Raw genomic sequence first — 22,158 nt, 5'->3', positions numbered from 1 at the left:
CACCGAAGAACCCAGGAACATATGATGAGCAACCAAGATCTGCTGTATCGCTATCTGTTTGAAGAGTACGAAGTACGTGGCGAGCTGGTCCAGCTGGATCACACCTACCGCCATGTGGTGGAAGCCCAGAACTACCCGGTGCAGGTGCAAAAACTGCTGGGCGAGCTGCTGGTCGCCACCAGCCTGCTGACCGCCACCCTCAAGTTTGAAGGTTCCATCACCGTTCAGCTGCAGGGCGATGGCCCGGTGCGTCTGGCCGTCATCAATGGCGACCACAACCAGCAGCTGCGCGGCGTGGCCCGCGTTGAAGGCGAACTGCCGAGCGACAACAAGCTGCAGAGCCTGATCGGCAACGGCCAGCTGGTCATCACCATCACCCCGGATCAGGGCGAACGCTATCAGGGCATCATCGCGCTGGACGCCGACACCCTGGCTGGCTGTCTGGAGCACTACTTTGCCCAGTCCGAGCAGCTGGCGACCAAGCTGTGGATCCGCACCGGTTACCACGAGGGCGAACCGCGCGCCGCCGGCATCATGCTGCAGGAGCTGCCCGCCCAAAGCGAGGATCACAGCAACGACTTCGAGCACCTGACCCAGCTCACCAGCACCATCAAGGATGAAGAGCTGTTCGGTCTGGAAGCGGAAGAGATCCTCTACCGTCTCTACCATCAGGACAAGGTACGGGTGTTCGATCCGCAGGCGGTCGAGTTCCGCTGCACCTGCTCCCGCGAGCGCTGCGAAGGGGCCCTGCTGCAGATAGAAAAGGAAGAGGTGATGGATATGGTGCAGGAGCTCGGCAAGATCGACATGCACTGTGATTATTGCGGCGCCCAGTACCAATTTAATGGGATCGATGTCGAAACCCTGTTCAGCAGGGCTCCCGGCAATGATGCAAACAAGTTACACTAATTAAAGGCGGGCAAAACCCGCCTTTAACTTTAATAACAAAAAAACACCCTATTTTATAAAGTTTGATGGCGATCGCTAAACTCTACCACCTAAGTGATAGGATGAACGTCAGATAGAACCCTACAAACCTCTGAACCCAGGAGAATACAATGACAATCGTGGCAGAACCCACCCTGGCCCAACAATTAGGACTGGACCAGTACGGCATCAAAAACAGCCAGGAAATCGTTCGCAACCCCTCGTACGAGCAGCTTTTCGCGGAAGAGACTCGCCCTGACCTGGAAGGGTTCGAGCGCGGCGTCGTCACCGAACTGGGCGCCGTCAACGTCAACACCGGTATCTTCACCGGCCGCTCTCCGAAAGATAAATATATCGTCAAAGATGCCACTACCCAGGATACTGTGTGGTGGTCTGACCAGGGTAAAAACGATAACAAAGCGATTACCCCGGAAGTGTGGTCACATCTGAAAGGGCTGGTCACCAAACAGCTCTCCGGCAAGCGCCTGTTTGTGGTCGACGGTTTCTGCGGTGCCAACCCGGATACCCGCCTGGCCGTGCGCATCATCACCGAGGTGGCCTGGCAGGCACACTTCGTGAAAAACATGTTCATCCGTCCGAGCGATGAAGAGCTGAAAACCTTCAAGCCTGACTTCGTGGTGATGAACGGTGCCAAGTGCACCAACCCGAACTGGAAGGAGCAGGGTCTCAACTCCGAGAACTTTGTTGCCTTCAACATGACCGAGAAGATGCAGCTCATCGGTGGCACCTGGTACGGTGGCGAGATGAAGAAGGGCATGTTCTCCATGATGAACTACTTCCTGCCCCTGCGCGGCATTGCCTCCATGCACTGCTCCGCCAACGTGGGTCAGGACGGCGACGTCGCCATCTTCTTCGGCCTCTCCGGCACCGGCAAGACCACCCTCTCCACCGATCCCAAGCGTCAGCTGATCGGCGATGACGAGCACGGCTGGGATGACCACGGCGTGTTCAACTTCGAAGGTGGCTGCTACGCCAAGACCATCAAGCTCTCCGAAGAGGCCGAGCCGGATATCTACCACGCCATCCGCCGCGATGCGCTGCTGGAGAACGTGACCGTTGCTGCCGATGGCACCATCGACTTCGATGATGGCTCCAAGACCGAGAACACCCGCGTCTCCTACCCCATCTATCACATCGACAACATCGTCAAGCCGGTCTCCAAGGCAGGTCACGCCACCAAGGTGATCTTCCTGACTGCCGACGCCTTCGGTGTGCTGCCTCCGGTCTCCAAGCTGACCAAGGAGCAGACCAAGTACCACTTCCTGTCTGGCTTCACCGCCAAACTGGCCGGTACCGAGCGCGGCATCACAGAGCCGACCCCGACCTTCTCCTCCTGCTTCGGCGCAGCCTTCCTCTCCCTGCATCCGACCAAGTACGGCCAGGAGCTGGTGAAACGGATGGAAGCGGCAGGTGCAGAAGCCTATCTGGTCAACACCGGCTGGAATGGCACCGGCAAGCGCATCTCCATCAAGGATACCCGCGCCATCATCGACGCCATCCTGGATGGCTCCATCGAGAAGGCCGAGACCAAGGTGCTGCCGATCTTCAATCTGGAGATCCCGACCGCGCTGCACGATGTGAACCCGGCGATCCTCGACCCGCGCAACACTTACGCCAACAAGGCCGAGTGGGATGCCAAGGCCGTCGATCTGGCAGGGCGTTTCATCAAGAACTTCGAGCGCTTCACCGACAATGAAGAGGGCAAGCGTCTGGTTGCTGCAGGTCCGCAGCTGTAACAGGCTCGCTTCGTATCAGTGACATCATGCCGGTCAGCCACGCTGACCGGCATTTTTGTTTTTGTGGAGCCCCGAACGCCGCCAACCACGCAGCAACAGCCCCCTAAACCTTGCCTTGCCAGCCCTGACGGGGTAGATTCAGCCAAACTTTATACAATATACAATTTTGTAACGCCCAATCGTGACCCGACCATGACCCCACCCTACAAGACCCGAACCCAGATGGTGATGGAAAACCTCCGTGGCCGGATCCTCCGTGGGGAGTTCCCCGCCGGCGCCCCCTTGCGTCAGGACGCCATTGCCAAAGAGCTGGCGGTGAGCCGCATTCCGGTGCGGGAAGCCCTGATGCAGCTGGAGGCGCAGGGGCTGGTGAAGTTCGAAGCCCATCGCGGCGCCGTGGTCACCATGCTGGACGCCTCGGCCATTGAAGAGCTCTTTTATTTGCGAGCGCTGCTGGAAGCCGATACCCTGTTTCACGCCGTCGACAAGATGACGGAAGCCACCTTCGCGCAAGCGGAGGCGATCCTCGCCCAGTTTGATCACGCCCTGGAGTCAGGCACCCAGATCGAACATTGGGCCGAGTTGAACCACAGCTTTCACGCCACCCTCTATCAGGCAGCCGGTCGCCCCCAGGCACTTGAACTGATCGCCCAGATCAATCTGAGCTGTGACCGCTATGTCCGCTTCGAGCTGCTGTTTGCCAGCGACGGCGTGGACAAGGCGGAGCGTGAACACGCCCAATTGCTGGAACTGTGCCGCGCCCGGCGCAAGCACGAGGCGGTGGTGCTGCTCAGGCAGCATATCGAAGCGGCAGGTCAGTCGATCAAGCGGATCCTGGCCAGCGGCCATAAAAACTGAACACTCATATAGCAACCATCTGGCACTAACGACATGAATAATTTCGAGATAATTGAAACCCGCGTCGCCCAAGTCAGGGCCGAGCTGGCCATGCAGGAGTTGGACGCATTTATCGTCCCCCACGATGATGAGCACCTCGGCGAGTACATCCCCGCCTATGCCGAGCGGCTTGACTGGATCACCGGTTTCAACGGCTCTGCCGGCGTCGCCATCATCATGGCCCAGCGAGCAGCCCTCTTTGTCGATGGTCGCTATACGGTGCAGGCGCGGATGCAAACTCCCGCCGAACTGTTCGAATTCCTCCACCTCATTGAAAATCCCCATGTGCAGTGGCTGGCAGAGCAGCTGCCGTCAGGCTCCCGGGTTGGCTTTGATGCCCGCCTGCACAGCCTGACCTGGTACAAGAATGCCAAGGCCGTGCTGGCCGACCGCGGTATCGAGCTGATCCGCGTCGAGCAGAACCCCATCGACCTGAACTGGAGCGATCGCCCGGAGCCGACCAAGAGCCCGGTCATCCTCTACAGCGAGGAGTTGGCGGGCCAGTCCAGCCAGTCCAAACGTGAACAGCTGGCGGCCGACCTGCGCAAGCGCGGGTTGGATGCGGTGCTGCTGACCCAGGCCGAGCCCATCAACTGGCTACTCAACCTGCGCGGCCGCGACATCGACCGGTTGCCGGTGGTGCTGGGTTTTGCGGTGCTCTACGCCAACACCAGCATGGATTTCTTCGTCGATACCGACAAGATCGACTGCTTCGCCTTCAGTCAACACGTGGGTCAGGATGTCTCCGTCTATCCGGTCGACAAGCTGGAAGATGTGCTGCAGCGCATCGGTGAAGATCAGCAAAAGGTGCTGGCCGATCCGGACAGCGCCAACGCCTGGACCCAGCTCGTCATGGAGGAGGCGGGTGCCATTCTGGTGGCTGGCCAAGACCCCACCATGCTGCCGAAAGCGTGCAAGAACGAAATCGAGCTGACCGGTATGCGTGCCGCTCACCTGCGTGATGGTGTGGCCATGACCCGCTTCCTCGCCTGGCTGGATCGGCTGGTCGCCTCCGGCGAGGTCGAGGGAGTGGATGAAGGCACCCTGGCCGATCAGGTGGAAGCGTTCCGCCGCGAGCAGGAGCACTACGTCGAGCCGAGCTTCGATACCATCTCCGCGCTCGGCCCCAACGCCGCCATGTGCCACTACCACCACACCAATGGCACCCCCCGTGCGTTTGGTCAGGACAGCCTCTATCTGCTGGACTCCGGCGCCCAGTATATGGATGGCACCACCGACATCACCCGCACCATCAAGGTGGGTGAGGTGACCGACGAGCAGAAAGCGATGTTTACCCGCGTATTGCAGGGCCATATCGCGCTGGATCAGGCCCGCTTCCCCCGCGGCACTGCCGGGATCCAGCTCGACGTGCTGGCCCGCATGCCGCTGTGGCAAGCCGGTTACAACTACGACCACGGCACCGGCCACGGCGTCGGCCACTTCCTGAGCGTCCACGAAGGGCCCCAGCGCATTGCGCCGAAAGGGAGCATGGTTGCCCTGCAACCGGGCATGGTGCTCTCCAACGAGCCGGGCTACTACCGTGAAGATGGCTTCGGCATCCGCTGCGAAAACCTGGTAGTGGTGACCGAGCTGGAACAGGTTGGCGAGCTGCCGATGCTGGGCTTCGAGCGTCTGACCTACGTGCCGTTCGATACCCGCCTGATCGACCGCAGCCTGCTGAGTCCGGCCGAATTCCGCTGGATCAACGAATACCACGTTGAGGTGTTCCGCCGCCTGAGCCCGCTGCTCGAAGGCGAGGATCTCGCCTGGCTGGAGCAGGCAACCAGCCTCATCTGATGACACAGGGCCTGCGGGCCCTGTTTTTTATCCCCCCCTTTTGACCTGTATCAACACCCAAAGCGAGCAGGTCAGGAGAATGGCGAGCATGAAAAGTCATCATGCCAGCCCAGCCCGGGGCTCACACGCCGCAGCCAGCAAAAAGGCGAGTGACCATCCCAGACTCATGCGCGAGCAGCAGACGGTCAGCGCCATGATCCGCCTCTACTGCCAGCACCATCATCAGGATCCCCATTGCCGCCACTGTCGCCAGTTGCGGGATTTCGCCCATCAGCGCCTGCGTCGCTGCCGTTATGGCCACGGCCACAAACCCACCTGCGCCAACTGCAATATCCACTGCTACGCCCCGGCGATGCGCAAACAGATCCAGCAGGTGATGAAGTGGAGCGGCCCGCGCATGTTGCTGCGCCACCCCTGGCTCACCCTTCGCCACCTGCTCGACGGCTTGCGCAAGGCTCCCAAACTGCCCCACAGCAGACCGCTGCCGCCATAACCGCCAATCCCTTGCATCCGGCAGGGGATGACCACTACCCTATGACTCCTTTTCTGCCGTTGGCCCCAAGGTCAGCGGCATTGCCGATCCGTTTTCTGCCGATGGAGTCCTGATGCACCACAACCCGCCCCTGCTACGCACCGCCACCCACAATGACATGCACGCCATCTGGCAGATCGATGCCAAGGTGTTTGGCGAAGATGTCTATCCCGCCTTCTTCTTCCGTCAGGCGATGGATTTGTGGCCCGAGTTGTTGCTGGTGGCCGAATACGAGGGGCAACTGGTGGGTTATGTGCTGGGTGGCTTTGGTCAGGAGCGGTCGCAAGGCTGGGTGCTCTCGCTGGCGGTGCTGCCCGAGGCGCGCGGTTTCGGCCTCGCGGAGCGGATGATGCGCCAGATGGAGGCCAACCAGCAGGCGCTGCAGATAAGCGAACTGCGGCTCACGGTCGATCCGGCCAATCCGGCCCAGCGCCTCTACTACCGTCTTGGCTATCAACTGGTTGAAGAGGTCGCCGACTACTTCGGCCCCGGCGAGGATCGGCTTGTGCTGGTTAAAACCCTCTCCGGTACAGCTGCGATTCAAGGATAAAACCGGTTACAGAACGCATAATTGGTTACATTTTGCCGATTTCATGTCCCGCTTGCTTGGAGTAAAGTTCAATTCATCAAACTGATTGTTTGAATTCTATTCAGCCTTGGAGGCCCATCATGTTGAAACGTATGACCCTTATTGCCCTGCTGGCCGCCACTACCGTCACCGGTTGCGCCAACAGCGATGTCTACTCTGGCGATGTCTACACCAAAGACCGTGCCAAACAGGTACAAACCGTAAGCTATGGCACCATCATCTCCACCCGCCCGGTGAAGATCCAGGCTGATGAAAACTCCCTGCTCGGCACTATTGGCGGCGCCGTGGTCGGCGGCCTGCTGGGCAGCACCATAGGCGGCGGCACCGGCCGTGATATCGCCACAGCAGGTGGTGCCATTGCCGGCGCGGCAGCCGGCAAGGCCGCTGGCGACAAACTCAACCAGGTCGACGGCGTCGAGCTGGAGATCAAGAAAGAGAACGGCGAAGCCATCGTGGTCGTGCAGAAAGCCAGCCCCACCTTCACCCCGGGTGCTCGCGTGCGCATGACCCAGGGCAATGGCAGCATCAACGTGGCCGTCGTGAACTAAGCGTGTGAACTCAGGCTTTGCAGCTTTAGAGTCATAAAAAAACCGCCGGTTCCGGCGGTTTTTTGTTGTCTGGCATTCGGGATTACATGCTGTAAGCCTTCTCGCCGTGCGTGGTCACATCCAGCCCTTCCCGCTCGGCATCGCCGTTCACCCGCAGACCCACCAGCATGTCGACCGCCTTGAAGGCAATCGCCGCCACGGCACCGGACCAGAACAGGGTGACACCGACCCCGATGGCCTGGATCTTCACCTGAGTCAGAATGGAGTAGCCATCGGCAACCTGATTGGTGACATAGTCCCACACCCCGGTGCCGCCCAGATCCGGGCTGGCAAAGACGCCGGTCAGCAGGGCGCCGAGAATGCCGCACACCCCGTGCAGACCGAAGACATCCAGGCTGTCATCGGCCCCCAGCAGACGCTTGAGACCGTGGACGCCCCACAGACCGGCCACACCACTGACAAGACCCATCACCAGCGCGCCACCGACACCGACAAACCCGGCCGCCGGGGTGATCATCACCAGACCGGACACCGCTCCGGACGCCGCACCCAGCAGGGAGGGACGCCCCTTCATCACCCACTCGGCCAACGTCCATGACAGAGCTGCCGCAGCCGGTGCCACCCAGGTGTTGATAAAGGCGAGCGCAGCCACCCCGTTGGCTTCCAGCGCGGAGCCCGCGTTGAAACCGAACCAGCCGAACCAGAGCAGGGAGGCGCCGATCATGGTCATGGTCAGGCTGTGGGGGGTCATGGGATCACGACCGTAGCCCAGACGCTTGCCCACCAGATAGGCCCCCACCAGACCCGCCACGGCGGCGTTGATGTGCACCACGGTGCCGCCAGCAAAGTCCAGCGCACCATGCTGGAACAGATACCCGGCAGTTGCGGTCGCGGTTGCTGCGGCTTCGGCGCTGGTATAGGCATCCGGACCCGCCCAATACCACACCATATGAGCCAGCGGGATATAGGCGAAGGTGAACCAGATCACCGAGAAGAGCAGCACGGCGGCAAACTTGATGCGCTCGGCAAACGCCCCCACGATAAGGCCGCAGGTGATGGCGGCAAAGGCCCCCTGGAACACCACATAGATCAGCTCGCTGATCCCGACACCCTTGCTGAAGGTGGCGGCGATGGAGTCAGGGGTCACCCCCTTGAGCAGCACCTTGCTGAAGGAGCCGTAGAAATTGCCCCCCTCGGTAAAGGCCAGTGAATAACCGTAAATTACCCAGAGCACGCAGATAAGGCAGAACAGGGTAAAGACCTGCATCAGCACGCTCAGCATATTCTTGGCCCGCACCAGACCACCGTAGAAGAGGGCCAGACCGGGGATCGACATCAGGATCACCAGGGCCGCCGAGAGCAGCATCCAGGTGTTGTCACCCTTGTTGATTGTCATGGCGGCAACCGGTGCCACCGCCGCCTGTACCTGAGCGACCTCTTCGGCCCAACTTGGGGTAACCAGCAAGGCAGGCAACATCGTCAGACCCGCCATCATCCATTTTTTGACCATAGAGCACTCTCCTTCCCTGTCGTACCGGTACAAGACCGGCTCCGTTTCCCTGATTGAATCTGTGGCGAACCGCAAGGTGTTGCTGCAACCCGCCAGAATCACACCCGCGCCCGGCACGGGGATGTATCTTGCCACTTCCTCATCACTGCGTCTGCCGCCGATGAGCGCAAGAGACCGTCTGACATGTAAAAAGCATAAAGTGGGCCATAATTTTAAATCCTTAAAAATCATTAAATTAACTATCTCAGCCATCGTTAACGCACCAAAATGGCGCACGCTCTGCGCTAACCGGTACTGAACCGCCCTGTGACAGGGCAGGGCATGGCCGGCGCACCACAAATGCGCAAATCCTGAACCAGCCCACAAGCTGAAGCCCTCGATATCGCGCGCTGCGGGCCAACTCGTTTACACTGGCAGACCAGCCGTTTCTGTTATCCGACTACGGCATACCATTACGCAGCGCCTTGTTTGCAACGTGATGGCGGGCCCAATCCGAGGAACACCATGCAGTTTGATCGTCTCGATATCAGCCTCTCCCACTACCATCAGCTCGATCGGGAGCATCGTTCCCACATCTTGTTGCTGGGGGGATTGATGCTGGCCATCATGACCCTTCATCTGTTGCTGCTGCCCCACTTCCCCTACGAGCGCTTTTACGCCGTCAGCTTTGGCTTCGAGGTGATCAACTGGCTCACCATGCTGTTCCTGTTCTGGGTGGTGCAGTGCGCCCACCTGCCCACCCACACCTACCGCATGCTCTCCTGCGGTCTGATGCTGTGGATCATGGGGGCCACCGCCGACATCATGGATGAGCTGGTGGCGCAGCCACTCTGGCTCGCCATCTATGCCGAGGATCTGCTGCGCTCCAGCGGCATCCTGCTCAGCAGCATCGGCATCCTGAGCACCATGCACCACCTCTTCCACATCAATACCCAGCTCAGACAGCAGGCGCTGTTCGACGATCTGACCCGGCTGCCAAACCGGCGCTACTTTCATCAGCAGCTGTTTCTGGAACAAGGGATTTGCCACGCCCTCATCCTGCTGGATCTCGATCACTTCAAGCGGATCAATGACAACTACGGCCACGATATCGGGGATCGTGTGTTGCAGCAGTTTGGCGAGCTGTTGCAACAGCACTGCCCACCCGGTGCGCTGGCGGCCCGTGTCGGGGGTGAAGAGTTTGCCCTGCTGCTGCCCGTCGCCCACGAAGCCGAGCTGCAGCAACTGGCCAACACCCTGCTCACTGCGACCCGCACCATAGCACCCGACCCGGCCCATACCATGACGGTCAGCCTGGGAGTGGGGATCCGCGAGCCCAAGGAGCCGGCAGTCTCGCTGTTCAAACGGGTGGATCAGGCGCTTTATGGCGCCAAGGAGGCGGGCAGAAACTGCGCGGTATGGGCGATGCCGATTAACAAGGAGGTATGAAGATCTGCAGGTTGATTGGCGATCACGGCGAAACATTGCTGCTGAAACAGGGGCCCAGGGGCCCCTGTTTTATGGGGGGAAATCCCCCCACCTAAAAGCGGAAGGTAAGACCGATATTGGCCTGCCACTGGGTCACCAGCTCCCCGCGTACCTTGAACACGCACTGCTCCGGGTTGCAGAGAAACTGGTTGTTGTCGTTAATCAGCGAGCCATAACCGCGCACCTCGGCCCGCAGCGCCAGATGCTCGGCGAGGCGCGGTTGCACCCCGAGCGCCAGCGACATGGAAGGGGTCACCTCGCTGTCGTAAGCGGCAAAGCGGGTCACCCCGATCCCGGCGCCGATATAGGGCGCCATCAGGTTGTCAGAGAGGGTCAGAGCACCGGCAAAGTGCAGGATGTCCACCGTCAGGCGATCCGGCTGGTCGGGAGAGAGGGTGGTGGACTGATGGCTGTAGAGCAGCTCGATCATGCCCGGATCATCCACCTCCTTGCTGATAAAGAGACCCCAACTGCCGGAGCCCTGCCCCTGCAGTGAATCGAGCGAGGCCGAGCGCGAGACCGGCTGCACCACCTCGTCACTCTTCTCGAAGTCGATGGCTGAGCTGTAGCCGAAAAACGGCGTCACCTGCCAACCGGATGTGGTTGCTGCCTCACTACTCCAGACCTGCCCGAGTGGCAGCAACAACCCCATCATCGCTATCCCGGCTCTCTTCATCATCCCCTGCTCCCTGTGTGATTGTGCAGAAAGCATACCAGAGGCATCCTGCGCTCATCCTAAATGGCAGCTGTACCGGTTCACTTTCATGGGGGGGATCACACTCATCGATGGCGCGGCAAAGCAGTACCATTGTGGCCTTGCCGTACTCCCCGCCACCATTCATCGACGGTTAACCTCTGCCACGTATGCTGGCGCCAAATCGGGTCATCGGAGCCCGTTATCACCACTCAGAAGGACATCAGGGAATGGTTGCCGCGCAACTCAACGACCCCAAAACAACCCTCGCGGATACCCTGCGGGCCACCGCGCATGCCATCGACGAGAGCCATATCAGCCTGCGCCAGATGCTGGAGCTGGTGGGCGAGCAGGGCATGCTGCTGTTTTGCGTGCTGCTCACCGTCCCCTTCCTGCTACCGGTCTCCATTCCCGGGGTCAGCACCCCGTTTGGTCTGCTGATCCTCTTTATCGGCATCGGCATCACCCTCAACCGGGTGCCCTGGCTGCCCGCCATCCTGATGGAACGCCGCTTCGCCGCCGACCAGCTCAAGCCGACCCTGCACAAGGGTGCGGATCTGCTGGCCCGTGTCGATCGCGTTATCCGCCCGCGCCTGCTGGTGCTGACCGGCAGCAGCACGGTCAACCGCTGCAACGGTCTGCTGATCATGCTGGCCGCCCTGCTGCTGATGCTACCCCTGGGCGCCATCCCCTTCACCAATGCCATGCCTGCTTGGGCCATCCTGTTGCTCTGCACCGGCATGTTGCAGCGGGACGGTCTGTTCGTTGCCAGCGGCTATCTGCTGGTAAGTGCGACCCTGGTCTGGTTCAGCGTGCTGGCCATCGGCTTGCTGATGGCGGGCCAGAGCGCCACCGGCCTGCTCGGCTAACCCCGATGCACAGAAAAAGGGCGACCAGATGGTCGCCCTTTTGGATTTGTGCGGGATACTGCCCGGTCAAAGCAGATCGTAGATAAGGGCCGAGATGGCAAGCAGCCCCATCACCAACACAAAAAGGGTACTCGGCCCGCGATAACGCTTGAGTGCGGGTAAGCGATAGATGGAGCAGGCCGGCAGCAGAAACAGGATCACCGCGATCAGCGGGCCACTGACGCGCTCGATGATGTCGAGCACATTGGGGTTCAGATAGGTGATGAGGGCGGTCACCATAAACAGGATCACCGACGACACCCGGGCGATGGTCGACTCCTTGAGAGAGAGCTCCAGCCCCTGACAGGCACCGCTCACCATGCTCACCGTCCCCTCGCTAACCCCCATGGAGGTGCCGAGGAAGGATTTGGACATGGCCAGAATGGCGATAAGCGGCCCCACATAGGCGATCAGCGGATTGGAAAACTTGTTCGCCAGCGCCGACAGCACGGAGATATTGTCGGTGCGGGCCAGCGCCATCTCGGCCTGACTCAGGCTCATCACGCAGCTCACCACGAAGAAGAGCACGCTGCCGCAAATCAGCATGCTGCTGCACTTGATGATCCGCTTGGCACGCAGGTCGGCACTCTCCTGACAGCGCTTTTTCTGCGCCGCGCTGAAGGAGGAGATAATGGGCGCATGACTGAAGGAGAACACCATCACCGGCACGATCAGCCAGAGGGATTTCCAGAACGCCGGGTCACGCCACTCCACTGCCTGACTCTCTGTGAAATAGGAGAGGCTCCACTGGGGCAGCAGATAGATGGAGAGGCCAATCAGAAAGGCGACCATGGGCAGCGCCAGCACGCTGATGGCCGACACCACGATCTGTTTGCCGGCCAGCAGCACCAGATGCAGGCCCAGCATCACCCCCAGCACCAGCAAGCCGCGGGGAAGCTCGGCATCCCCCAGCTGATGTACCACGAAGCTCTGGATCGCATTGGTGATGGAGATGCTGTAGACCAGAATGATGGGGTAGAAGGCCATCAGATAGACCAGCATCAGCAGCTTGCCCGCCCTGGCACCGAAGTGCTCCTCCACCACATGGGTGATATCCCCTTCCTTATGGGAGCTGGAGAGCACAAAGCGGCTCAATGCCCGGTGGGAATAATAAGAGAGCGGAAAAGCCAGCAATAAAATAAACAGCAAAATAACCGGGGAATTACTGCCGACAGTAATAGGAAGAAATAACGTACCGGCACCGACAGCAGTGGCATATAGGCCCATGGTCCATACCGAATCGCTTTTCTCCCATTTCAATTTTGAAACAGAGTTACTCTTTTCAGCAATAGAAACACTCATTGCAATATATACCTTATTAGTCTGTCATCATTATTTTTATTGGCCCGAATAACAGGCTGGCGATATGTCATGGCAGATCGCCCTGCACATGAAAAAACAACGCCGCCAGTGGCCAACAGGGCCACTGCAGAGAAACGGAGCTGCCACGCTACCATCGTTGAAATCGCCAACCTGGTCAAGGTTAATAATTCATGACCGTTTGAATCGGATTGTTTCAAAAGACAATGAAATGTGTCACATTCGTCATCCAGAACCAGATCCAAACCCTTTTGATAACATACCGATAAAACCTCATGCTGTTGCCCAACAACACAAATAAGACCAGCGATCAGGCCGATAATATTAACACCTTAACCTGTGGAATATGAGTGAAATAATTCGGCCAACTTTTCGACTAATTGACAGTGATGTCAGCCAATTTATTTATGGCAAAAGGAAAGGTGATGTCTGCCGATAACAGGACCAATCAGCTCAGCGTGCCGGGCAGTGTGCCACCCGGTTGCGCCCTGCCCGCTTGGCCTGATAGAGCCACTCGTCGGCCCGGGCCAGCGCCTGATTGATCTCCTCCTCCGGCTGCACCAGGGTTGTGCCCAGACTGACCGTGATGGCGACCGGATCGGCAGGCAATGCTTCGACAGCGGCACGGATCTGCTCCGCCATCTGCAGCAAACCGGCCTCATCGATCCGTGGCAACAGGATAAGAAACTCCTCGCCGCCGCTGCGCACAAAGAGATCGTCCGCCCGCAACAGGGCATCGATGCAGCCACTGAATCGCTGCAAGGCCCGATCTCCCTGCTGATGGCCGTAGTGATCGTTGATCTGCTTGAAGTGATCGATGTCGAGCATGATAAGGCCACAGGGCGCCTCCCCTGTCCGCAGCGGCTGGCAGTGCTCGAAGAAGAAGCGGCGGTTGTAGAGACCGGTCAGCTGATCGGTCTCGCTCTGGCGCTGCAGTCGCTGCTGCAACTCGTACTGGCGGGTAATATTGCGAGTCACCCAGGCCACCGCCCGCTTGCCGTCATAGAGGGAGGGCAGCGGGGCAATCTTGCCCTCGAAGCGTTGTACCCCCTGCGGCCCGACGGCGGCATTGATCCCCCCCACCTCGGCTGCTGATAGCTCATACTCCACCACCCGCACCTGACCGCTCGCCAGTGACTCGGCAACCTGTGCCTTGACCCACATGGCCATCTCGGGTGGCAGCACATCGGCCAGTTGCTTGCCCGCCAGCGGATTGCCATCGTGATAGGATTGCTGCTCCATGCCGCCGATATATTCCACGTAATAACCATCTTCACTGAGGATGAAGATGGGATCTGGCAGTTGGGCCATCACTTCATAAAGCTGGGTTACCGAAAGCGCCACGGAGACTCCTGTACGTTAGGGTCAAACAGGGGGGAGATATTCTGCCTTAAAAGGACTCACTCGCCCTCATCGGCAACGGAGAAAAATCTGCCGTCATAGCCAACAATCCTTTACATCTAGCAGCATGCAGACGTCTCGGCCAGCAAGGATTGCCTGCGCCCACCGCCGCTCTGACTTGCGACCGTTCGCAGTGGCGGATGGCCCCTCCCTCGCTCAATGATATCTCATTGTTTCAACTCACAAGTTCATTTACGCTGGCCGTCACGAGTCCAGTTTTCACCTCATCAGCCATCAGGAACGCCAGCCCCCCCGCAACCGCAGGGGCTGTACCACGGAAAAGGAATCGCCAGATGAAAAACGCCATCGTTACCGCCCGCTTCGACGCTATCAGTACCGAAGGGGAACAGCTCACCCTCAAGATCGCCATCAAGGCCCCCGAGCCGGATCCCAAGTCCGCCAGCGGTGACTGGCGCTGCAAGGTGAAGCTGGCGGGGCTGAGCGACAAAACCTTTATCTACGGCATCGACAGCCTGCAGGCCCTGAGCCTCGCCATCAAGTTTGTCGAAACTGAACTGCGCGCCTTCTCCGATGCGGGCTGGCAATTCTATCTGCCAGGCTGCCCCGATCACCCTATCGACATGAGCGCCTGCTACTTCCCGGCGCTCTAGCCCGGCCAACCCTAGGAGCCCGGATGCACGGACCCGATCCCGCCAATCCCCACCCCATGGATGGCTTCCCCCAGGTGTGCTTTATCAAGAACACCATCAAGGGGCCCAATATCGAGGTGGGTGACTACACCTATTACGACGACCCGGAGGATTCGGCGGGCTTCGAGCGCAACGTCCTCTACCACTTCCCCTTCATCGGCGACAAGCTCATCATCGGCAAGTTCTGCGCCATCGCCCGCGGGGTGAAGTTCATCATGAACGGCGCCAACCACCAGACCTCCGGCTTCTCCACCTACCCCTTCTTTATCTTCGGCAACGGTTGGGAGAGCGCCGCCCCCGCCCCGGGCAGCCTCCCCTACAAGGGGGATACCGTCATCGGCAACGATGTCTGGATTGGCTATGAGGCTCTGATCATGCCGGGGGTAAAGGTCGGCAACGGCGCCATTATCGCCGCCCGCTCCGTGGTCACCGGTGACGTGCCCGCCTACGCCGTGGTCGGCGGCAACCCGGCCAAAGTGATCCGCTACCGCTTCGACGACGACACCATCGCCCGTCTCAACGCCATCGCCTGGTGGGACTGGCCGGTGGAGCAGATCAGCCGCAACCTGCCGCTCATCAGCGGCGGCGAGATAGCCGCGCTGGAAGCGGCAATCCGCTAGAGACAAGCCCCATCAGGCATAGGGCCAGAAATGAGAAGAGGGTTGAGCGTACAGGCACTCAACCCTCTTTTTGATTGGTCGCAGACCGCTCAGTGGCTGGCGGAGCGACTACCGCTCCAGATCAGCTCGCCGCTGCGCAGCTCCATCAGGGTCATCGACAACCGATAACGGCTCCCCTCTGTCACCAGATCCCCGTAGAGCATGTAGCCGGCGCCGGTCTGACGGCCAAGCCGCACCAGGGAGGCCGGGTTCATCCTGCCCTGCTGATACTCCAGCTGGCCGGTGATGGCTGCCACCTGCCCTTGGTCGACAAAGTGAAAACCGCTCTTGCTCTGGATGCGCTTGCTCATGGCCGCCGCCATGGCGCGGGTGTCCACCGGCTCGCCGGTGCCGTTCTGGGGCGGGGTGAGCAGCAGCACCGGCTGACCGGTTTGCGCCAGTTCCCGCACCTCGGGGGCCTGCACAAAGAGATCGGCCATGGCCTGCGCCAGTCCTGTCGGCGCCACCGGCTTGGGCTGAACGTCCCCGCTATCCGGTTTGGTCACCGGCTTGTCCGGCTGGCTCACTGGCTGATCGGGTTCACTGACAGGAGCCTGAGTACCACCGTAGGGATTGACCGCACAACCGCCCAGCAGCAGGGCCCCCACCATCAACAAGGAACGCAGCTTCATCTTTTCTCTCCGCCAGAAATCCGTAAACGGGCATCAACACATGCCCGCATGGCGGAGCCCCTGCCCCGCATCCTCCTTATGCTAGGGACAAACCCCGGCGGGGTCGATACGCCCACCACCACAGGGCGACAGAGACTGGCGAACCTGGGCCCACGAAAAAGCTGGCACGGCTCCACCCGATTCCGTTAGGGTAGTGTCGGTAAAACATCAACAGTAACGCAGCGGTAAGCCCGGCGCACAACACGTCGCAACCCGACAGAGATCATCACACTCAAGCAGGAAGCACTATGCAACTCACCCCACCCCAACCGCCTCAGGACGATGAGATCGAAGCCCTGCGCATTGGTCTCTCGGGCTACAACAAGGAACACGCCGGTACCCATCTGCGCGAGCGGATCGCCAGCTTTATCAAGGATGAAGAGGGCAAGGTACACGGCGGCATCATCGCCGACATCAAGTGGGGCTGGCTGCATGTCGACTGGCTCTGGATCGATGAAAGTATCCGCCGCGATGGCTGGGGCGGCCGCCTGCTCGGCGCCATGGAGCAGTACGCCCAAAGCAAAGGCATCAGCAACTACCATCTGGAAACCACCAGTTTTCAGGCCCTCCCCTTCTATCAGAAGCAGGGTTACGAAGTCTTTGGCCAGCTGCCCGATATGCCGCCGGGGCATATCAGTTACTTCCTGAAAAAGCAGTCATAAGCCGATGATCAGCCGCAACAGCCCTGCAATAGACAAGGCGCCGGGTAGCAGGAGCTGCGCCTTGCCTTGCTCTTTGCGCTGCTTGCAACCAGCTCCAGCGCCTTTGCCCTGTCACTACACGATCTGGATCCGGCATTTGAGCGGTGCGAAGCGATCAAGTCACAACACAGCGCCACACTACCCGCGAAAAGCGACCCCTTTTGGTCACTGGAGAAAGCACAGCAGGCGACCGTGCTGATCTATCTGCATGAGAAAAGCATGGAGCGCTGCACCGCAGCAGAAGTCGATGCGCTGGCGCTCAAGGCGTTCCATCAGGCGGTAGAGGGAAACCGCAGTTTTCTCGACACCCTGATCAAGGCGAGAACCACCACGCTCACTCCCGCCCGGCAAGCTCAGTTGCAGCAAGTCGGCCAAGCAGAGCTGGATAGATTAGCCGGGATGAAGGAATTTGCTCAGCCTTTCTCACTGACAAATTACCTCAAACAACTTGGCAATATTACGCGGTAAAGCTGATAAAAATTATTTATTTTATATCTCACAAATTAAATTTAATTAACTACGAGCACTCTAGATGTCATTGAAATAAAAGAGCAGGCCATAATGCCTGCTCAAAACTACACTCAACAACCCTTGTAATATGATTGAAATGCATTCCTCAGCAGGGCATGTCTTGATATCACTCTTATTGTTGAACCCGTGTTAGACTCTATAACTCGATAGTTATCCTCATCACGATTCATCACAAGAGAAAACTCATTTTTTACAATACACTCAACAATTTTTGCACACTGAGCGACAGTTCTCGTGACAAGGATGCCATTTAATACACCAGAGGATAATATTACTTGTAATGCCAATGGATGGACCTCTCTAAAAACCTTCGCTCTTTTTTCAAAGTTTATGGATGTGGCAATCAAGACTTTAACTAGATATTCTCTAATGCTCACATCTATGGTTTTAATATTCCCATCACCAATTACAGAGTCTAACCACTCCCTATATTTTTCTTTTAAATCATCAGGCACTCTATGTACTTCATTATAAAGATCGAAATCAGCCCATATGCTACGAACCGCATCACAGATCGAAGCATCATCTGCTGAGTTAATTTTACTGTTCAAAATGGTTGATATAAGTGCTTCATCATCAATTGTGTCATTTATTTCATCCTCTTCCCCATTTTCCTCTGCAGGCAAGGAGTTATAAAGATCGGCGAGGCTTGCCCTAGAACTCTTGAAATAATCTTCAACATCAATTTTTTCTTTTCCATCAATAACCAGCTTAGGCACATATACTATTACCGGCTTTCCCTGCCCAAGAGCAACGGATGCCTCCGAATCCTTACCAAAGGTATCTGATTTCTGTGCCATATATATGGTCATCGAAGCACGCTTCAACATCAGAGCCTCAACCAGCCCCTTGGCCACTCGGTCATCTATCCAAGACTGCGTGGGATTAAAATATCTCAGCTTTAGCTCTCTAATACTAGGGGTATCAAAAAGAGACTTTACAAAGCTGTTAACTGATATGTAATCAGCATCCGAACGCATCGATGTTGCTATATATACATCCATATAGTCTGCAGCAAGATAATTAGATAGATTCTGTAATGCAACCTTCTGAGTTTTCTCCATCTGAGTTAAACGCCCATCTTCCTGTAAAGGAGCCAATCTAGCGGCCTCTCTAGATAGTTCGTCTCTATCAAACACAAACAATGACGAGTTAATGCCATGCGAAAATATAGAATCAAATTTTCTCAAATAAGCGTCAATTTTATTTTTCTTCTTTATAGTTAATCCCTTTAGATATTTCTCGTCCTTATTTGACAACACCTCAAGCTGTTCAATAAGCCATTTTCGCTCTGTGACTTCTTGTCGAACCTGCTTAGCTGATATATAACCCAAGTCAGGAAGCAGCTTATCTTCTATGTGATTAATACAGCACCATTCCGTTCTATCTCCATAGGCTGCAGTGTCTTTTTTTGTGATTTGAGCAAGAATACTAGAAATATCCTCTGAGGATGACATAGACATAAATGCATCCTCAAATGTAGGATAAATCCTTATTGCATCTATTTGATATGCTTCTACTGCTCTTTGAAATGAGTCCATGTCACTAAAAGCTGAACGTTTGAAGTATTTTTCAAAAAATGATATAGATATAGGCCCTTTATTATAGAAAACCAAAACGCTATTAAATATATCATGTTTTTGCTGGTGACTTGGGATGTTACTAAACAAGGACTTTATCAGTTCATCCAGAGCCATTATTGACTGAGCATCGTGATTACCGACCTCTAGAGTCTCACCTACAAGCTCTTTCAAGATCCCTTCAAAATCTAATCTACTTTGTGATGTAACATCGGCAAAATGACACCACATTGGTTTGGGGATATCTAATTCGGAACATATTGATTTAATCTGTTCAGGCTTAGGTAATCTAACCCCTTGTTCCAGATGCGCTATAACAGAGCGGTTAATATCACCACCAATCACTTCAGATAGTTTTTCTTGTGAGATATTACTGTGTTCACGATAAATTTTAATCAACTGACCAAAATCAATTAAGTTCATGTTATGAGTCCATCCATAGAAACACACAAAAAAGCTACTCTTTTTGTACAAAAAATCAACTTCAGTCCAGTGGTAATATCTTTGATATATCTTGTCGCCATTTAAAATCAATGCAAGTGTGATTGAGCTCAAGTAAAAGCTGGGACTATTGCCGCTTTAGACTCCCGATGAGATAGGAGTTTTCATTAACCCCATCTTATTCACTGAGGCAAGCTCACTTGTCCAGGCTGCGAGAACAGGGATGTTCGAAACGGACTTTGGCCGAAGCCATGGATGGCGAAGGCCAAAGGCACGTCGGCGCGTGCCGTCGGACAAGCGAGTGAGACGAAGGCACCCGACGAAGTCGGGCGAATAAACGGGGGAGAAGACCTTCGAGGCCAGCGGCCTCGCGTCCTGCACGACAAGGCCGTGCCATTCCCCCATCACACGGAGCGGACGATTACGCCTACCGGCTAATCGACCCTACGATTACTCGGCGCAGCCGTGCCTGCTCGCCACAGGCACGGAGTCTGGCTGGACGCCGGGATGCCACCGGCAAAGGGGGGGCGTGGCCGCCCCTATCGGCCCAAGAAGGGTTCCCAGTCCTTGAACACCGGCTGCAGCCCCGCCTGCCGCACGGCGGCGGCCACTGCACCCACCGGGCGGTCGTCGTGGATGGCGAACTGCTCCAGCTCCTCTTTATCCCCCTCGGCATAGCCACCCGGCTGGGTGCGCGACTCGGCCGACATCTGGGTGATGCCAAGACGCACCGCGCCGTTGCGAAAGGTGGCCGACTCACGGGTGGAGAGGGACAAATCCAGCGTGGGCGAGAAGAGGCGCCAGGCGCAGATAAGTTGGGCCAGCTGGCGATCCGACATGACCACGGCAGGCTCCAGAGCGCCGGTGCAGGGGCGCAGGCGCGGAAAGGAGAGCGAGTAGCGGCTCTGCCAGTGGTGGCGCTCAAGCCAGCTCAGATGCTCGGCGACAAAGTAGCTGTCGGCGCGCCAATCCGAGGAGAGACCGATCAGCGCCCCCAAGCCGATTTTGTCGATACCGGCGCAGCCCAGCCGATCCGGCGTGGCGAGGCGCCATGCGATGTCCTGCTTGTTGCCACGCAGATGGTGGCGGGCGTAGGTGGGGGCGTGGTAGGTCTCCTGATAAACCATGACGGCGTCGAGGCCGAGGCTTTTCAGCTCGGCATATTCGGCCTGCGAGAGGGGCTGCACCTCCATCCCCACCGTGCTGAAGTGGCGGCGGATGATGGGCATCACCTCGCGAAAATAGGCGAGCCCCACCTTGTGCTCATGCTCGCCGGTCACCAGCAGCACGCTGTCAAAACCGCGCGCCTTGATGGCCAGACACTCGCGCTCAATCTCCTCTGTATTCAGGGTCTTGCGCTTGAGGCGGTTGCTCATGGAGAAGCCGCAGTAGGTGCAGTCGTTGGCGCACAGGTTCGACAGATAGAGCGGCACATAGAAGCTGATGGTGTTGCCAAAGCGCTGGCGAGTGAGCCGCTCGGCCTCGGCCGCCATCTGCGGCAAAAATGCCTCGGCAGCTGGCGAGATCAGCGCCATAAAATCGGCCTGCGTGCGGCGCGGGGCACTCAGGGCGCGTGCCACATCGGCGGCAGTTTTGGCGCGGATCTGCATGCCGATATCGTCCCAATCCAGCTCCTGCCATCGGTCGAGAAAGGAAGGCTCCTTAGCCCTTACACCCAGTGCCTTCACCCCCAGCCCCTCTCCCTGAGGGAGAGGGGGGCTAAACACATCAGCCTCGGGAGAAACCGAGAAAGAGGACATGGCGATTGGCTCTTGCCCCGAGCCAGCATCATGACTCATAACGCCCCCAGAAAATCGGTCAGCGGGCTGGAGGCTTGGGCCTGCAGGGCGCGGGCGCCAAGGCCTGCCTCATAGGCGCTGCGCCCGGCGGTGCAGGCCAGCGCAAAGGCGCGGCCCATGGCGACCGGGTCGCCGCTCACCGCGATGGCGGTGTTGACCAGCACGGCATCGGCGCCCAGCTCAAAGGCAGCGGCGGCATGGCTCGGCGCACCGATCCCCGCATCCACCACCACAGGCACATTGGCCTGCTCGACGATGATGGCGAGAAACTCCCGGGTCACCAGCCCCTGATTGGAACCGATGGGCGCGCCGAGCGGCATCACGGCGGCGCAGCCCACCTCTTCCAGCCGCTTGCAGAGCACGGGGTCGGCGCCACAGTAGGGCAGCACCACAAAGCCCTCTTTCACCAGCTGCTCGGCGGCTTTGAGTGTCTCGATGGGATCGGGCAAGAGGTAACGAGGATCGGGGTGGATCTCCAACTTGAGCCAGTTCGTCCCCAGCGCCTCGCGGGCGAGATGGGCGGCAAATACCGCCTCGGCGGCGGTCTTGGCGCCTGAGGTGTTGGGCAGCAGCTTGACCCCGAGTTGCAGCAAGGGGCTCAGGATATCGTCGTGGGCCTTGCCCGGTTCGAGCCGCTTGATGGCCATGGTGACCAGCCGGGAGCCGCTCGCCTCGATGGCGGCGGCCATCAGATCCGGGCGGGCAAACTTGCCGGTGCCGGTAAAGAGGCGCGAGGAGAAGGTGTGATCGGCAATTTTGAGCATGTCAGCCTCCGGCCA

The 22,158-nt window shown here is 58.1% G+C and carries 22 protein-coding genes; 14 read left to right on the top strand and 8 right to left on the bottom strand.

The features are described 5' to 3' along the window. Positions 1-24: 24 nt before the first annotated feature. From hslO to G5287_RS12335, 7 genes are all read left to right on the top strand, one after another. Positions 25-909, top strand: a complete 885-nt coding sequence (gene hslO, locus G5287_RS12365; RefSeq protein WP_421231375.1) for an Hsp33 family molecular chaperone HslO — start codon at positions 25-27, stop codon at positions 907-909. 149 nt (positions 910-1,058) lie between these two features. Further along, a complete protein-coding gene (pckA, locus tag G5287_RS12360; RefSeq protein WP_421231368.1) occupies positions 1,059-2,684 on the top strand; it encodes a phosphoenolpyruvate carboxykinase (ATP) in 1,626 nt (541 codons plus the stop codon). Between the two features lie 192 nt (positions 2,685-2,876). Further along, the gene (locus tag G5287_RS12355) at positions 2,877-3,542 is read left to right on the top strand and encodes a GntR family transcriptional regulator (RefSeq protein WP_005340138.1); all 666 of its coding nucleotides are present in this window, start codon (positions 2,877-2,879) and stop codon (positions 3,540-3,542) included. A gap of 33 nt (positions 3,543-3,575) precedes the next feature. Beyond that, positions 3,576-5,378: an aminopeptidase P family protein gene (locus tag G5287_RS12350; protein WP_421231367.1), complete on the top strand. Its 1,803-nt coding sequence runs from the start codon at positions 3,576-3,578 to the stop codon at positions 5,376-5,378. An 88-nt stretch (positions 5,379-5,466) separates the two neighbouring features. Continuing rightward, positions 5,467-5,871: a nitrous oxide-stimulated promoter family protein gene (locus tag G5287_RS12345; RefSeq protein ID WP_139405190.1), complete on the top strand. Its 405-nt coding sequence runs from the start codon at positions 5,467-5,469 to the stop codon at positions 5,869-5,871. A 112-nt stretch (positions 5,872-5,983) separates the two neighbouring features. Further along, positions 5,984-6,460, top strand: a complete 477-nt coding sequence (locus G5287_RS12340) for a GNAT family N-acetyltransferase (protein WP_139405189.1) — start codon at positions 5,984-5,986, stop codon at positions 6,458-6,460. Positions 6,461-6,579: 119 nt separating this feature from the next. Further along, a complete protein-coding gene (locus G5287_RS12335) occupies positions 6,580-7,047 on the top strand; it encodes a glycine zipper 2TM domain-containing protein (protein ID WP_421205526.1) in 468 nt (155 codons plus the stop codon). An 82-nt stretch (positions 7,048-7,129) separates the two neighbouring features. On the opposite strand, the gene amt is transcribed toward G5287_RS12335, so the two are convergent. Then, entirely contained in the window at positions 7,130-8,557 is a 1,428-nt protein-coding gene (gene amt, locus G5287_RS12330; RefSeq protein WP_421231366.1) for an ammonium transporter, read from the bottom strand. 504 nt (positions 8,558-9,061) lie between these two features. Between amt and G5287_RS12325 the strand changes: the two genes are divergently transcribed. Further along, complete coding sequence (locus G5287_RS12325) at positions 9,062-9,985, top strand: GGDEF domain-containing protein (protein ID WP_421231365.1); 924 nt, start codon at positions 9,062-9,064, stop codon at positions 9,983-9,985. 91 nt (positions 9,986-10,076) lie between these two features. Here the strand turns inward: G5287_RS12325 and G5287_RS12320 are convergent, their stop codons facing one another. After that, a complete protein-coding gene (locus tag G5287_RS12320; RefSeq protein ID WP_421231374.1) occupies positions 10,077-10,700 on the bottom strand; it encodes an outer membrane beta-barrel protein in 624 nt (207 codons plus the stop codon). Positions 10,701-10,948: 248 nt separating this feature from the next. Between G5287_RS12320 and G5287_RS12315 the strand changes: the two genes are divergently transcribed. After that, a complete protein-coding gene (locus tag G5287_RS12315; RefSeq protein ID WP_201298789.1) occupies positions 10,949-11,587 on the top strand; it encodes an exopolysaccharide biosynthesis protein in 639 nt (212 codons plus the stop codon). A gap of 66 nt (positions 11,588-11,653) precedes the next feature. On the opposite strand, the gene G5287_RS12310 is transcribed toward G5287_RS12315, so the two are convergent. Beyond that, positions 11,654-12,928, bottom strand: a complete 1,275-nt coding sequence (locus tag G5287_RS12310; RefSeq protein WP_421231364.1) for an amino acid permease — start codon at positions 12,926-12,928, stop codon at positions 11,654-11,656. Between the two features lie 64 nt (positions 12,929-12,992). On the opposite strand from G5287_RS12310, the gene G5287_RS12305 reads away from it, so the two are divergent. Then, on the top strand, positions 12,993-13,247 hold the full coding sequence (locus tag G5287_RS12305) for a hypothetical protein (protein ID WP_421231363.1): 255 nt from the start codon (positions 12,993-12,995) through the stop codon (positions 13,245-13,247). Between the two features lie 152 nt (positions 13,248-13,399). Here G5287_RS12305 and G5287_RS12300 read toward each other — a convergent pair whose 3' ends face one another. Further along, positions 13,400-14,290, bottom strand: a complete 891-nt coding sequence (locus tag G5287_RS12300) for a sensor domain-containing diguanylate cyclase (protein WP_159158084.1) — start codon at positions 14,288-14,290, stop codon at positions 13,400-13,402. Positions 14,291-14,640: 350 nt separating this feature from the next. Between G5287_RS12300 and G5287_RS12295 the strand changes: the two genes are divergently transcribed. Both G5287_RS12295 and G5287_RS12290 read left to right on the top strand, forming a co-directional pair. After that, the gene (locus tag G5287_RS12295; RefSeq protein ID WP_058056329.1) at positions 14,641-14,958 is read left to right on the top strand and encodes a DUF6968 family protein; all 318 of its coding nucleotides are present in this window, start codon (positions 14,641-14,643) and stop codon (positions 14,956-14,958) included. 23 nt (positions 14,959-14,981) lie between these two features. Further along, entirely contained in the window at positions 14,982-15,617 is a 636-nt protein-coding gene (locus G5287_RS12290) for a Vat family streptogramin A O-acetyltransferase (protein ID WP_257725758.1), read from the top strand. Between the two features lie 89 nt (positions 15,618-15,706). On the opposite strand, the gene G5287_RS12285 is transcribed toward G5287_RS12290, so the two are convergent. Then, the gene (locus tag G5287_RS12285) at positions 15,707-16,288 is read right to left on the bottom strand and encodes a penicillin-binding protein activator LpoB (protein ID WP_257725757.1); all 582 of its coding nucleotides are present in this window, start codon (positions 16,286-16,288) and stop codon (positions 15,707-15,709) included. Positions 16,289-16,575: 287 nt separating this feature from the next. On the opposite strand from G5287_RS12285, the gene G5287_RS12280 reads away from it, so the two are divergent. Together G5287_RS12280 and G5287_RS12275 are read left to right on the top strand one after the other, a co-directional pair. Then, on the top strand, positions 16,576-16,989 hold the full coding sequence (locus tag G5287_RS12280; protein WP_421231362.1) for a GNAT family N-acetyltransferase: 414 nt from the start codon (positions 16,576-16,578) through the stop codon (positions 16,987-16,989). A 66-nt stretch (positions 16,990-17,055) separates the two neighbouring features. Then, the gene (locus G5287_RS12275) at positions 17,056-17,496 is read left to right on the top strand and encodes a hypothetical protein (RefSeq protein ID WP_421231361.1); all 441 of its coding nucleotides are present in this window, start codon (positions 17,056-17,058) and stop codon (positions 17,494-17,496) included. Between the two features lie 113 nt (positions 17,497-17,609). On the opposite strand, the gene G5287_RS12270 is transcribed toward G5287_RS12275, so the two are convergent. From G5287_RS12270 to G5287_RS12260, 3 genes are all read right to left on the bottom strand, one after another. Beyond that, on the bottom strand, positions 17,610-19,562 hold the full coding sequence (locus tag G5287_RS12270) for a helix-turn-helix domain-containing protein (protein ID WP_421231360.1): 1,953 nt from the start codon (positions 19,560-19,562) through the stop codon (positions 17,610-17,612). A 557-nt stretch (positions 19,563-20,119) separates the two neighbouring features. Continuing rightward, entirely contained in the window at positions 20,120-21,340 is a 1,221-nt protein-coding gene (gene thiH, locus G5287_RS12265; protein WP_421231373.1) for a 2-iminoacetate synthase ThiH, read from the bottom strand. A 35-nt stretch (positions 21,341-21,375) separates the two neighbouring features. Continuing rightward, positions 21,376-22,143 (bottom strand): thiazole synthase, encoded by a 768-nt coding sequence (locus tag G5287_RS12260; protein WP_204480810.1) that lies wholly within the window; start codon positions 22,141-22,143, stop codon positions 21,376-21,378. Positions 22,144-22,158: the final 15 nt, after the last annotated feature.

It is taken from the genome of Aeromonas sp. 603079 (assembly GCF_049172135.1).
Taxonomy (GTDB): domain Bacteria; phylum Pseudomonadota; class Gammaproteobacteria; order Enterobacterales; family Aeromonadaceae; genus Aeromonas; species Aeromonas veronii.
Note: the sequence above shows the minus strand (reverse complement) of the source record. Positions and strands in the feature narration are given on the sequence as shown.